7 protein-coding genes and 1 pseudogene are annotated in these 13,596 nt (G+C 72.7%); 7 read left to right on the top strand and 1 reads right to left on the bottom strand.

Annotated elements, in window-relative coordinates; genetic code table 11:
* The 6 genes from ACF1G2_RS03025 to ACF1G2_RS03000 are packed head-to-tail and all read left to right on the top strand — an operon-like array spanning position 1 to position 11,405.
* Positions 1 to 1,329 (top strand): baseplate J/gp47 family protein, encoded by a 1,329-nt coding sequence (locus ACF1G2_RS03025; protein ID WP_391796546.1) that lies wholly within the window; start codon positions 1 to 3, stop codon positions 1,327 to 1,329.
* Positions 1,326 to 3,536: a hypothetical protein gene (locus ACF1G2_RS03020; RefSeq protein ID WP_391796545.1), complete on the top strand. Its 2,211-nt coding sequence runs from the start codon at positions 1,326 to 1,328 to the stop codon at positions 3,534 to 3,536. Before ACF1G2_RS03025 ends, ACF1G2_RS03020 begins: the two co-directional genes overlap by 4 nt.
* Positions 3,533 to 4,147, top strand: a complete 615-nt coding sequence (locus ACF1G2_RS03015; RefSeq protein WP_391796544.1) for a hypothetical protein — start codon at positions 3,533 to 3,535, stop codon at positions 4,145 to 4,147. Before ACF1G2_RS03020 ends, ACF1G2_RS03015 begins: the two co-directional genes overlap by 4 nt.
* Before the next feature lie 13 nt (positions 4,148 to 4,160).
* Positions 4,161 to 5,255, top strand: coding sequence for a hypothetical protein (locus tag ACF1G2_RS03010; protein WP_391796543.1), 1,095 nt, complete (start codon positions 4,161 to 4,163; stop codon positions 5,253 to 5,255).
* 19 nt (positions 5,256 to 5,274) lie between these two features.
* Complete coding sequence (locus ACF1G2_RS03005; protein WP_391796542.1) at positions 5,275 to 9,012, top strand: hypothetical protein; 3,738 nt, start codon at positions 5,275 to 5,277, stop codon at positions 9,010 to 9,012.
* Complete coding sequence (locus tag ACF1G2_RS03000) at positions 9,009 to 11,405, top strand: hypothetical protein (RefSeq protein WP_391796541.1); 2,397 nt, start codon at positions 9,009 to 9,011, stop codon at positions 11,403 to 11,405. The genes ACF1G2_RS03005 and ACF1G2_RS03000 overlap by 4 nt, the downstream gene beginning before the upstream one ends.
* 78 nt (positions 11,406 to 11,483) lie before the next feature.
* On the opposite strand, the pseudogene ACF1G2_RS02995 reads toward ACF1G2_RS03000, so the two are convergent.
* Positions 11,484 to 11,724 (bottom strand): annotated as a pseudogene (locus tag ACF1G2_RS02995) (phosphotyrosine protein phosphatase); the annotation flags it as partial.
* Between the two features lie 210 nt (positions 11,725 to 11,934).
* Between ACF1G2_RS02995 and ACF1G2_RS02990 the strand changes: the two are divergent.
* Complete coding sequence (locus ACF1G2_RS02990) at positions 11,935 to 13,464, top strand: hypothetical protein (protein WP_391796540.1); 1,530 nt, start codon at positions 11,935 to 11,937, stop codon at positions 13,462 to 13,464.
* The last annotated feature ends 132 nt before the right edge of the window (positions 13,465 to 13,596 follow it).

Genomic DNA, 13,596 nt, shown 5'->3' with positions numbered 1-13,596 from the left:
ATGACGTACGGCGTGACGGACGAGGGCTTCGTCCTCAAGGGAATCGACCAGCTTCTCAGGGAGAGCCGGGAACGCGCCAAGGCCGTCTTCGGGGACGACGTCGACCTGCGGCCCACCAGCCCCCTCGGAAAGGTCCTGGAGGTCGTCGCCGCCGAGGACTCCGAGCTGTGGAAGCGGATGGAGGCCCTCTACTACGCGCAGTTCCCGGCCACCGCGACCGGCGCCGCCCTCGACCTGCTCGGCGAGGACGCGGGGCTCGAACGCCGGGCCGGACGGCGCACGGGCAAGGTGCTGTTCACCCTCGGGAACGGGGTGCCGAACCGCACCTACGTCGTCCCCGAGGGCACCCTGCTGCTCACCACACCGACCGGCACGGACACCCCCGCCCAGTCGTTCGCGACCGAGGAACCCCTGGTGCTCACCGTCGCGGCCCCGACGGCGGAGGTGGCCGTTCGCGCCGTGGAGAGCGGCGGCGACACGGTGCCCGCCGCGATCGTCAACCGGGTCCATCCCGAGCACGCGGAGCAGTACCTCGCGGACTGGGCCGGGGCGACACTCACCCTCTCCAACCCGGCCCCCTTCGCCGGCACCCTGGCCGCTGAGGGCGACGTGTCGTACCGGGCCCGGCTGATCGCCCTGCCGCACGCGCTGTGGACCACGGACAGCGTCCGGCAGGCCGCGCTGAGCGTCGAGGACGTCGTCGACGCCCGGGTCACGGACGAGCTGGGCGGGATCGACGTCTCCCAGGTCTTCTTCGGCGGTTTCGACTTCGGCGAGCGCAGCTTCAGCGCCGAACGGCGCGTCGGCGAACCGTACTTCGCCGAGGTCGCCGTCGCCCGCAGGGGGCCGCGCCCCTGGCTCACGACCACCGTCGGGACCGAGACGGTGGAGGGCGTCTTCGACCGGGTGACGGCGGCCGTCGAGCGGGTGCGGCCCATCGGCGTGCATATCAGGGTCGTGGAGGCGGACCACATCGAGGTCGCCGTCCGCGCCGAGATCGTCCTCGACCCACGCTTCACCGCGGGCGCGGTGCAGGCCGGGATCAAGAAGCGCCTCGCCCACGACATCGGCCGGCTGAAGCTGGGCGACGACGTGCTCTACTCCCGCGTGATGTGCGTGCTCGTCGACGAGCCGGGCGTGACGGACGTGCGCAACCTCCATCTGCGGCGCTGCCCGCCCGCGTTCGGCCGGTTCGGCTTCGGCGCCGTCCCCTACCAGCTCGGCATCGTCGAGGCGGCCGTCGGCGAGAGCCTCGTCATGGGCCTCACGGAGATGGCGCAGTTCAGCCGCGACTCCGCCCTCAGCGACATCCAGGTGGTGCCGCGATGACCACGGCCACCACCGCGGCGCCCCCGATGGCGGCCACCGACATGGCGCTGCGGCTCACCACCCCCTTCGCCCGGGGCGCCGACCACCTGGAACTCGTGGTGCGGGGCGAGCTCATCGAGCGGTACGACTTCGAGCTCCACAAGGCCCTGTTCGGCGTCACACCCGATCCGCTGTACGTCCTCCAGGCCCGGCAGACCGTCGCACCGGGCACGACCGTCACCCTGACCGTCGGCGACGACGGCGCGCACGAGATCACGGTCCCGCTGCCGGAAGGGCTCCTCGCCGGCACCACGGTCAACGTCCCCCGCCCCTCGGGGCTGTTCACCCGCATCCGGTCCACGGGTCTCTCGGGCGCCCAGGAGACCAGGTGGCGACTGACGGCCCTGCTCGGCACGACGGGCAAGATCCTGTGGGCTCTGGGCTGGGAACGGGACCACCTGCGCGCGCAGTTGGACCGCACCGTGGCCGCCCGCTCGCCACGCGACGCCCGGGGGAGGACGCTCGACCTGCTCGGGGCGGGACTGAACGTCGTACGGTCGAGCGGCGAGGACGACGACGCCTACCGCAGGCGCGTCCGGCTCGCCCGCCGCTGGACGCTGCCCACGCCCACGGGACTCGCCGCCGCCCTCAACGCCGGCGTCGGGAAGATCGGCGGCCAATCGGACCCCCTGCGCGTCGACGACACCAACGGCCCGCTGCGCCGCGGGCTGCTCCCCCTACGGGTGGTCCCGGCCGAGCTGCCGCGCGGCCGGTCGATCGACGCGCTCGGCCGCCCTGCCGGCGACCCGCAACCTCCCGTGCCCGAGGGGTACTTCGACGCGTACTACCTGCTCGACCTCGACCCGGCGGTGGTGGACATCGCACCGCCGCCGCCGGGGCCGTACCCGCCGGGCCTCCCGCTCCCCGCGCCCGGTCGCACCCGGCCGGCCGTGGCGGCGGCCCTCGGCCGGCTCGCTCCTCTGCTCGGCGCCACCCGGGCCCGGGTGACCGCCGGATTCGACCCGCGGGCCGAGGACGCGCGCGCCACCGGCCGGGCCGTCCTGCTCACCCACCCCTCGACCGAGCCCGGCCGGCTCGCCGCGCTCGCGCACCGCGCCGGATTCGACCTGGTCGTCCACCGCCCCGACGGGCAGGTGTACGCGGAGGCCGCGCCGGACGAGCAGCTCGTGATGCACACCGGCGCGGGCACGGTCACCGAAGGGCAGCAGCTGGCCCTGAGCGTGACGCCCGCCCCGCCGTCGGGGGCGACGATCCGCTGGTACCTGGTCCACTGCGGGCCAGGCCGGGCGGTGTTCACCGGTCCAGCCGACGAGGCGTCGGTCCAGCTCACCGGCCAGGCGCCGGGGCGGGTCGTCGTCAGCGCCGAGCTCCGCGACGGGCCGCACACCCTCACGGTCACCCGGGACGTGACGGTGCTCCCGGCGCCCCTCGCCGACGGCAAGGCCATCGGCGCCGACGGCACCCGCGACCCGGCGGTGCCCGCCCCCGGCGCCCCGGTCGACCCGGTGTTCCTGGCCGTGCACGACGATCCCTCGCACGTCGACTACGGCACCGATCCGAACCGGCACCGGATGCGGCGCGAGACGGCACGGCGCCTTGACCGCCTCGTCGTCCTGCTCACGGGCCAGTCCGGCAAGCTCGTGGTCGAGGCCGCGTTCGCGCCGACCGGATCGGCGCTCGCGAAGGAGGGCCGGGAGCTGCGGCTGAAGCATCCGGGTGTCACCGCGGGCCTGTTGGCGGCCTTCGCGCACCAGGCCGGCTTCTCCCATGTCAGTGTGGGCAGCGGCTCGGTGACGGTCCGTCAGGACGTTGGCGACCACCCTGTCGAGGTGCGTGCCACGGGACTCACCGACGGCGTCCTGGAGGTCGGGACGGTGGCGAAGCTGTCCGTCACCCCCACCGAGACGGCGGTCGGCACCCTCGGCGTCCTCGTCTGGTCCACCGGCGACGGCGCCGCGTCCCTCCTCACCACCGCACCCGCCGAGATGTCGGTACGGGGCGACCACCCGGGCCTCGCCTGGGTGCAGGCCGCCTACCGGCCGGCCGCGGGCCCGGGGGCGTACCAGGTCACCGTACGGCTGCGACCCGAACTGGCCACTCACGTCCTGACACCCGCCGAGCGGGACCTCATCACCCATCTCCTCGCCGAACTGCATCCGCTGGGCGTGGAAGTGGTCACCAAGGAGCTGACCGGAGGAACGCCATGACCGACGCCATCGTCTTCACCCCCTCGTTCAAGCACACCCCCTGGGTCGACACCCGGGACCGGGTGTCCGCCAGCGGACCGAACGGCTTCAACATCCGCTTCGACACGCTGCAGAAGGACCTGGAGTCGCTGTCGGGGGTGGTGAAGACCATCGACACGGCCATCAAACTGACCGGCCAGCACATCGCGGTCGAGCGGAAGCTGTCGGTGGCACCGGCGTTCGCCCCGCTGGCCGGCGACCCGAACTGGGAGCTGGACACCAACGGAGTCGCGGTCCGCCCCGCCACGGCGGTCAGCGCACGGGGAATCGTCGCCGTCGCACCCCCGGACGGAGCCAAGCTGCTGAAGTTCCGGGCCCTGGGCACCAACAACGGGAGCGGCACCCTGAACGTCCTCCTCGTCCGGTCGCCGATCGCCCAGTCCCCGAACCAGCAGATCCTGTCCCGGGTCGTCGGCGCCGGGACCTATGACCTCTCCGAGGACATCCAACCGGGCATGGAGCGGGTCGACATGAACGGCTTCCGCTACTCCGTGAAGGCGAGCCTCGTCAGCGCCTCGACCTCGGACACGGTCACCATCGCCTCCGTCCAGATCTCCTACATCCTCGACTGAAAGCGAGTTCATCATGGCAGGCAACCTCCTTGTCGGCGTCGACTACGGCCGGAACAACGGCCCGGGCGAGGACAGCGGCTCGCGTCCGTGGGTCCGCGAGGATCCGCCGTTCTGGGCCAACGCCAGCATCTGGCTGGAGCCCGGCATCACCAAGGCGAGGGTCGGCGAGCCCACCTTCATCCGCGTCCGGGTCTCCAACAGGAGCGGCCAGATCATGAAGGCCGTCAGGGTCCAGACGTTCCTCTACCCCGCGTCCATCGGCGTGCCCCCGACGTTCGCGACCTCCATCAAGAACAACGCGAACCCCGTCGACATCCCACCGGGGGCCGGCACCAACGACCCGGACGACGCGCACATCGTCAGGTTCAACGGCTGGACGCCCCAGCCCGGCGACCTCCAGGGCGACGGGCACATGTGCCTCATCGCCAACGTCTACCAGAGCGAGGACGAGGTCGCGTCGCCCGACCCGGGCAGCAAGGAGATCACGGCGACCGACGGCTTCAACCCCAACGGCGAACAGCACCAGGGCCAGCGCAACATCATCCTCGAACAGGCCCGTCAGCCGGCCGTCTCCCACTCCCAGCCGGTGAATGTGAACTACTCGACACGGCCCCCGGTGCACACCGAGCATCCGCGTCAGTACAAGGTCATGGCGGAGCCCTTCGAGTTCGACGGGTTCAGTCCGGACGAGATCCTCGTCCTCTCCCAGGTGCGGGACATCGAGTTGACCAAGCCCAGCACCAAGCCCCCCACCGACCTGGCGACCGGCCCGGGCACCGACCCGAGCATCGACCCGGGCACCGACCCGGCGAGCGTCTTCGGATCCGACTTCGGCGAGCTGGTGCTCAAGACCTCGTACGGCACCGAACGCGTGACCCGGGCCAAGAGCCGGATGTCCTTCGAGCTGAAGGCCGACGGGATCCCCGGCCGCCTCGGCGAATCGTTCCTGAGGGACGAGAAGATGGCGGACGTCGTCACCAGCGAGCTGTCGGTCCTGCTCGACCCCGACGCCCCGGTCGGCAGCCTCCACACCTTCGACCTGTCCCTCCAGGACGAGAAGGAGCGGATCGGCTCCGGGCTGCGCGTCATGATCCTGGTCACCGAGTAGCGGGGGAGCGGCGGCGGCCATGGGCGAGACCCGGGAGATCCACATCCGCGTGCCGGTCCGGATCACCCTCGTCGGTGAACCCGGACCGGAGACGCTGGACGCCCTGCGCCGGCAGCTCACCACGGCCGTCGCCGCCCGCCTCGCCCGGGCCGAACGCATGCTCCCCGGGTACGGAACCGGGCGCGCCGGATACGCGGCCGGTGAGCCCTTCGACGCCGGACGGGCCGGGCGCGGCGGGTACGCGGTCCCCTCGTACGACGCCGAAGGACGCCCGGCCCGGATCCCCGTGCGGGGCAAGGCCGCCACCAAGTCGTGGACCGTGGTCCGCACGGTCCGCACCCGCATGGCCGCCGACAGGTTCCTTGCCTACGTCGGGGGAGTCCTCGGCCACCCCCTGCCCCTCGCGGTGCTCTACGAGGCCCAGGCCGGCGTCGAGTTCCCGCTGGAGGTCTGGCTCGTCCGGGTCGACGCCCCGGCCCTGCCGGAGGAACTCGGCGAGGAACTCGTCGGCCGGGCCATCGCCGGGACGGCCCGGCCGGGCGGCCGACCGGGCACCCCGGCACGTACCGAACCCGCGTGGGTCATGACCGGCTCGTCCGCCGCCCTGCGCGCCCTCCACGCCCTCGAACCCGGCGGACCCGCCGCCGCGAGCATCCCCGCGCTCCAGTCCGGCCACGTCCTGTTCGCGTTCATGCCCCTGCCCCGGATCGACATCACGGACGTCGCCGCGCCCGGCCCCGGCCTCACCTTCACCGTGCCGGTCCGCGAGGCGGGCTTCTGCGTGGACCCCGGCCTCTTCGCCCAGGCGACGGGCGTGCCGTGGGACAGGTACGTGGAGGAGTTCGGCGACGAACCGGTGCCGGTGTGGATCCGGTCCGCCGTCGTCCGCACCACCTCCGGACCGGCGCGCACCGCCGACGGAGGGGTCCGCGAGGACGTCGTCTTCCTGCTGCTCGACCGGCGGCCGGGCGGCGGTACCCGCCAACGCGACCCAGCGGCCCGCCTGTTCGTCCAGGAGGGCGGGGCCTTCCCGGGACTCCCCGAGTCGGTGCGCCGCCAGGCGGAGTGGCCGGACGAGCCAGGAACCCGCGTCCTCTACGCGCGCGCCGACCTGGACCTCGCCCCCGATCGACTCGGCGCCGCGATCTACCGCCCGGTCGCCCGCCACCTCGTCCGCTTCCTCCTCACGCGCCTCCGGGCGGGGGAGGACGCGGGACACACCATGGACGCGGTGCTCGACGAGGTGGGCACCCCCCACGAGCGGGGCCGGCTGGGCAGCCTCTTCACCTACGTCCTCGCCGAGCTGGAACGGGAGCACGCCTGGGACGAGGTCTTCGACGCCGTGGACGCCACCGGCCGCTTCGCGCTCCGCGCCCGGCTCCTCCAGCACTGCGCGGTCACCCCGTACGCCCGCCACGCCAGGGTCCAGCGGCTCCGCGCCGCCCTCGCCGCCGAGCGCGCCGCCACCTCGGCGCACGCATACGTCCCCGGCGGCAGGGGACAGGGTGCGATCCTGCTCGACCACCAGGAGGGCAAGCGCGTGACGGCCGGGGAGGTCCTCGCCAAGGGCGACGGGATCTACTCCCGGCAGGTGCCAGGACTGCGGCCCCGACCGGGCAAGGCGGAGGCGCTGCGCGAACACCTCCTCAGGGAACGGCACCGGCTGGCCGAGGAGATCCTCACCGGGCGCGACACCGAGGTGTACGACGCCAAGACGTTCTCCGTCACGGCGCTCGCCCGCGCCACCAAGGCCGCCGGACTCACCGAGGACGACTTCGAGAAGGTCGACGTCACCTACACCATCCGGCTGCTCGACGTGATCGCCGGCGAACGGGACGGACTCCCCTCGTTCGACATCCGCTTCGAGATCGTCTCGCGGATCGCCGGCAGCGGCGAGGAGTGGCAGCGCAGCGCGGGCCCGATCGTCGAATCCTTCGGCGAGTTCGAGACGCGGCTCGTCGAGTGGGGGATGCTCCGGTCCGGCGAGGCGCTCCAGGTCGTGAACCTGATCGTCGTCGGCGCCGGCGCGATCGTCGTGGGATGGTCCGTCGGCATCGTCGGCATCCTGATCCAGCTCGGCGGCGGCGTCGGCCCCATCATCAGCAGCATCGTCCTGTCCGAGGTCATCTATCTCCTCAAGGTCGTCCTCGGCAGCGAGCACGCGTCCGTCGAAGGGTTCGCGCTCGCCGCGGTGGAGGGCTACCTCGGCGCGGTGGGCTTCCGGTTCGGCAGCGGACTCGGCGGGCTCACCGGGCCCCTCGCCACCCGCAGGCTGGGGAGCGAACTGGCGGGCAAGGTCGCGCAGAAGCTGACCACGGGCGCCGTCACCGGCGCCTCCACGGCGGCCCTCGACCTGTTCGCCCGCGACCTCGTCGACGTCACGCTGCACGGCGGCGGCGGCCACGACACCCAGGCGTACGTGGAAGGAATGGGCTGGGGCGCGCTCGTCGGACTGTTCTTCTCCTTCGTCGGCGAGCCGCTGCTGAAGGGCGCCTACCAGGCCGTCTCCACCCGGCTCGGTCCCACGGTCGCCAAGGCGGCGATCGTCGCACAGCTCTTCGCCGGCCAGGGCGTGACCGCCGAGCAGTGGGCGGTCGCCTCCGCGACGGGACAGCAGCGCATGGAACAGACCCTCGCCGGCACGCTCCGCGAGGCGGAGGCCGGCGCCTGGTCGACGGCCGTGGGCCGCCGCGTGGACGAGGTGGGCGAGGAGCTCGCCAGGCTCCGCCCGGCCGGAAGCCCGGCGGCGCCCGAGGCCGGAGCGACCGCCGGTTCGCCCAAGCCCGCGCCCGCCGCACCGAAGCCGGCCGCCGCGCCGAAGCCCCCGCCCGGCGCGCACTCCGCAGCCCCCCACGGCACCGACGCGCACGCCTCCGAGACACCCGTGCCGCCGGGTACGCCGCCGCCCGCCGAACCGCCGACCCCTCCCCAGCCCCGGCCGGTGCGCGCACCGGGCCCGAAACCGCGCTGGAAGAGCCGCAAGGAGCTGGAGGAGGCCGCCAGGACCGACCCGGAGGCCGGCCAGGACCTGATCTGGTACGAGAACGCCTCGTACGAGCAGTTGCGCGCCCGCGAGCCGGGAGACCCCGTCGCCAAGGAGTTCCTCGACGCGATGCGCGGCGGCAAGCGGCGCACCATGATCCCCGACCGCCCCTCCGACCCCGACGTGCAGGCCCGGCTCCGCGAGGACCTGCGGGAGGCCCGCGAGGCCGCCGAGGCGCGGCGCCGGTACCTGGAGCAGCAGGGGCGTCCCCCCGGGCAGCGGGAGCCCGGCGGCTGGGAGGAGAAGCGCGGGGCGGCCGGCACCCAGAACGTGCCGCCCACCGCCAAGTCGGCCGCCGGGTACGAGGGAACGGTCGGCGTCGCCCGGACCGACATCCCCGCGCTCGCCGGACGGCGGTTCACCGGCGGATCGCCCCGTGCCTTCGGCACGTACGACCCGGCCCACCCCATCCGGCCCCCGGAGAACGTCGTCGTCCCCCAGGCCCACGGGCACGCCGAGCAGGACCTCGCGCAGCAGCTCGACGCGGCACTCGCCGGCCTGACCGATGCCGAACGTGCGGCGGCCCGCGGCCGTACGGTCTCCATCCGCATCGACCAGGAGGTGTGCTCGACCTGCGCGACCGGCCTCGGCGGCAGCCCCCGGCTCGGCGTGCTGGCCCGCCTGAGCTCCCGCCACCCGGACATCGTCTTCGAGGTGACGGCCGACGACACGAGCACGGTGCACCGGCTGCTCGCCGGACGGAGAGTGCGATGACGGCGCGACGCCACTACCACCTGCCCGAACCGCCCGCCCGGCCCGACGGGTTGTCGCCCGCGGCGGCCCGGCGCCTGGAGCGGGTGGTGCGCGAGGCCGTCGAGGCCGCGATCCGACACGTACCGCCGGCCGGAGGCGACGCGCGGGGAACCGGCCGACCGCCCCGCGAGCCGTACGCACCGGAGCGCGCCGCCACCGAGGGCTACCGGGTGCCGAGCTTCGACGGGGAGGGCCGCCCTGTCGTCCTGCCGGTACGGGGGGCAGGCGCGCACGGCGGCGGGACGACCGGCCGGGCCGTGGGCGGCGGGGCGACGCCGCGCGCCGCGGGCGGCGTGGGACCCGGCGGCCGGTCCGGCGCCGGGGCGCTGAACCTGGGCGGTCTCGCGGGCCGCCGCCGCGCCGACCCCTCGCCTGTCGGAAGTGCGGCGTCTCGGGCGGCCCTGGCCGCCGTCCGAGACCGCATGGGGCCCGCCTTCCGCGCCGCGCCCCTCGGCCGCATCACGCTCAACACCCTCTTCTTCGGCGAGACTTCGGCAACCCTCATGCCGGCGCTCGGCGCCGCCGCCCAGGCGAGCCCCGCCACGGTGTCGGCCCGGCTCGGCCCCGGGACGTTCTACCTGGAGCCGGTTCCGCGCGACCGGATGGGCCTCGTCGCGGCGGCGGCCCCGGGCGCCGCGTACGCCGTCCAGCGGGTGGCGGCCGACGGAAACCGCCACGACACCGGACTGCGCGTCCTCACCCGGGACACCGATCCGGTGCCGGCCGGCATCCTCGCGTACACGACGGACACCGCTGCCGCGCCGCCCCCTCCTCCCGCCCCCGCCGGCGGCAAGGGCGGGGATCCGAAGCAGGCCGTGGCCCTCATCGTCGCGGCCCTTCCGCACCTCGGGCCGACGTCACCGGCAAGCGTCGCCACCGGCCTTCTGAAGGCGTATCTGCGCGACCTCGACCACGACGGACTCATGGCGGCCTTCGAGGAGCTGCGCCGCCTCGGCCACCTCGGCACCGTGCTCGCCTTCGCCCGGGTACGCGAGTTCCGGGAGTTCCTGAACACGCGCGGAGTGCCCAGGGCGTACGTGCTCAAGCACTCGGAGCTCGACGCCGCAGACCTCGCCGCCCTGGTCGGCGGGATCGTGTGGGGCGCGGGCGAGAGCTACTACCAGGTCATCGAACTCATCGGGATCCTGGCCGGCTCCTTCACCTCGGAGGAACTCGCGCGGGAGCGCCATCAGTTGTGGCTGGGCATTGTGGCGCTCGTCGAGAACCCGGTCGTCACCGGCACGACCGGCGTGGGCCTGCTGATCGCCACGATCATGGAGAAGTTCGACCAGCGCGAGTTCTTCGACCTCGGCCGGATCGTCGGGCAGATCGCGGTCTTCCTATGGACCGCGTGGACGGCCCTCAAATCGGCGCCCGCCGTCGCCCGGCGCGTGGCGCACCTCGCCATGACCGTGACACGGGTCGGCCTCGCCGTGCTCAAGGACATCGGCGTGACCTTCTGGGAGGTCCTCCGCTTCGTCCTGTCGAAGAAGCACTCCTACGTCACTCCCGAGGGGATCACCTTGATGGTGGTCGGCGAGGACGTCCTGCTCTCGGGGCCGAAGGTCAAGGGCACCTCCGCGCTGGCCAGGGAGGAGATCGCGAACGCCCTGGAGACGGCCAAGGCACCGCTGACCGACGCCGAACTGGACGAGGCCTTCCGCATGTGGGACGAGGCGGCGAAGAAGCCCGCGCCGTCGCCGGGCGAGCCCGGCGCCGCGGCCGCCGCCGCGGCGACGATGGTGACCCCGAGCACTCTGGAACCCCTGGTCGTGGAAGCGATCACCGAGGTGACAGGCATGGAGGGCAGCGCGGGCTTCTCCTCCCGACTGCGGGGTACGTACATGCACAAGGCGCTCAGCGAGCTGGTCAAGAAGCGGTTCGGAGCCATCGCCTTCGAGGCCGTGACCGAGAAGCCGATCCGGGAGTTCGCGAAACTTCCCCCGGCGCTCCTCGACACGCCCATCGAGACCTTCGTCGCCGCCACCCCGGAGGTCGCCGACCACGCGAGCACCCTGAAGTCCCTCTTCCGGAGCCGCGGCAGCGGCGACGTCCGTGTCATCGGCGACCTGAAACCGGACCTCGTCACCCGCTCGCCGCGCGGACTCATCGTCTGGGACCTCGTGTCCGTCCAGCGGCAGGGCCACGTCGCGAAGACCATGCTCTACCGGGCCGTGCTCTCGCAGGGCGGAGAGTTCGTCGAGGCGGCCGAGGTCTACTACAACCACGTCGGCAAGACCGCGGAGGAGATCCAGCAGCTGCGCGCCTACGAGTCGGCCGCTCGCAGGGCGGCGCAGCAGAAGGCCCTCGCCAAGGCGATCAAGGAGGGCCACGGCTCGGGCGGACAGCAGTGACGTACGGAGTTCAGGCGGACGCACTCACCGCCCCGGGGCTCACGCGCGCGGCTCACGTGTGGGGCTCACGCGCGCGGCTCACGTCCGCGGTCGTGCGTCGACCTCGGCGACGAGGCCCTCGATCGGGTCCTTGATCGCGTCGCGGATGAGACGGACGGCCTCGAAACCCTGACCGGCCGGGTCCTCCAGGGCCCAGTCGAGGTAGGTCCTGCCGGGGAAGCCGGGCAGGCGTCGCCGCAGCCCATGGTGATGACGTGTCCGACGCCTGAACGGCCTCGGTGGACAGGACCTTGGGCCGCTGGGCGGAGATGTCGACGCCCTCCGCGAAGCCGCAGCCCCGCTGGCCCGCATCGACGAAGGCCTCGGCGGGGGAGTGGACATGGAAGCAGAGACGGCCCAGCTGCCCCGCACGCTGCTTCCTCGTACGGCAGTAGCCCGGTAGGGGCAGGCTGGACAGAAGCTCGTAGCCTCACCCAAGCGGCAGACCAGGATGGCTGGGGCAACCCGGTCCAGAAGAGGGGGGTTTACGATGCGTCAGGTCTACCGGGCACAGCAGCTCTTGCGGGGCGACTACATACGTACCGGATATGCGCGATTCGGTGCCGACGGCCCACGCGCGGGTGAGTACTACGCACGTATCGAACACGTTGAGCACATTGAGGATCCCGGCTTCGTCCTCTCCGAGGCGGACTTCGGACTACAACGCGTCGTGAAGAGATTGGTGGCGGTTCGCGTACAGGGCATGCCCGGCCCGGTGCTCCTGCGTGCGGGAGATCACCAAGTTGCTCACGCCATCGACGAGGAGCGGCAGCGGTGGGATCGGCTGAACCTGACCTGGCCGGAGGCGCCCACCGCGATGTTCGTCGGAGGTGCGGTGCCGACGGCGCCCGTGCGGGGGCGCGATGGAAATCCAGGGCCGGAGCCGATCCGATCGAGCCCTGGCAGCGAGATCAAACGCAGGCCAATGTCATTCGAGAAACCCGCCGGCGCCCTCTGTGTGGGTGACTACCTGCAGACTCAGGCAAGCAGGTTCCCCGCCGACGACATGGGCTTCGACGAAGGCTTCTGGCGGGTGGAGTGGATCGCCCACGTCGAAGGCGCGGCGCTTCCGACCCTTCTGGCCGACCCCGACTGGGCCCGGGGCCGGGTGACCCTGGCCGGTGTCTACGGCCTCTCGGGAGTACTGGTCCTTCCGGAGACCAGCGTGAGGGTGCTGGTGGTTCCGAACCCCGAACGGCTGCGCAACGATCTGGACGGGCCCTGGGGCGAGAGGCCGTACTTCCAGTTCGTCGGCGCCCGGATGCCGGACCAAAACGATCAACAGCGCAAGGACGCCGCACTGCGCCCATCGGCCCCGGCGGATGAAGCTGACTTGTACCCCAGCAACTTCTCCAACCCCGCCGACCGTGACCTCTTCTTGAACGGAGTGACAGGGATCCGATCCGTGCCAGTCTCGCGCCTGCCATGGCCACACCGCCTCTCCAGGTGCCGTCACTTCCCGCGTGTGGAAGCCATCGAGAAGACCTACCCGGACAACTGGTACGCCGGACAAGTGGCGCATGCAGAGCTCTTCGCTCGCCTGACGCAGGAGGACTTCGCCGCCTGCCCCTACCACGAAGGGAACTGGCCCGCGATCGCCGAAGCCGCGACCGAACTCGCGGCCGCCGAGTTGGACGCCAACGCCGAGCGCGGCCGGGCGGCGCACGCCATGGAGCACCTCGAAGAACGCGACCGCGAATGGGCCCGGGCCCTGGTCCAAGATCCGATCTGCTGGGACGACAACCACGACAGCCTTACGAACGGACAACACCGAACCTGCGCCCTACGAGCAGCCGGCGTCCTCCACCTGCCGGTCGAAGGCCGACACCTGCCCGACACGGCCCCGCCCGACGCTGTGGACGCTCGTACTCACGCCCAGCGGACCGTCCAGGGATTCTGGCGCGACGTCCTCACCGCCGTCCTGGGCCCCTCGCACCCGCTGGTGAACACCGCGCCCCTGCTCGTGCGGTTTCCGGCCCTGAGGCGGCTGCTCTCCTCGGCGCCAAAGCGCCACCCGTAGGAGGCAGGCACCCGAGCTCAGGCCGCAGCACCCCCATCGGCCTGCCGAAGGGCCCCCACAGGCCGATCAGTACGGGTGGTCATCGTCATCCATGCCACTGACAAATCCCTGAAGGGGGCGGCTGCTTGCGGG

Origin of the sequence: Streptomyces sp. NPDC013457 (assembly GCF_043089925.1) — a bacterium.
Taxonomy (GTDB): domain Bacteria; phylum Actinomycetota; class Actinomycetes; order Streptomycetales; family Streptomycetaceae; genus Streptomyces.
This window is presented reverse-complemented; position numbering and strand designations above follow the sequence as displayed.

Bases quoted from the DNA above. Each gene is read 5' to 3' on its own strand.
- ACF1G2_RS03010 (WP_391796543.1), top strand. From the start codon at position 4,161: ATGGCAGGCAACCTCCTTGTCGGCGTCGACTACGGCCGGAACAACGGC.
- ACF1G2_RS03015 (WP_391796544.1), top strand. From the start codon at position 3,533: ATGACCGACGCCATCGTCTTCACCCCCTCGTTCAAGCACACCCCCTGG.
- ACF1G2_RS03005 (WP_391796542.1), top strand. From the start codon at position 5,275: ATGGGCGAGACCCGGGAGATCCACATCCGCGTGCCGGTCCGGATCACC.
- ACF1G2_RS03000 (WP_391796541.1), top strand. From the start codon at position 9,009: ATGACGGCGCGACGCCACTACCACCTGCCCGAACCGCCCGCCCGGCCC.
- ACF1G2_RS02990 (WP_391796540.1), top strand. From the start codon at position 11,935: ATGCGTCAGGTCTACCGGGCACAGCAGCTCTTGCGGGGCGACTACATA.
- ACF1G2_RS03020 (WP_391796545.1), top strand. From the start codon at position 1,326: ATGACCACGGCCACCACCGCGGCGCCCCCGATGGCGGCCACCGACATG.
- ACF1G2_RS03025 (WP_391796546.1), top strand. From the start codon at position 1: ATGACGTACGGCGTGACGGACGAGGGCTTCGTCCTCAAGGGAATCGAC.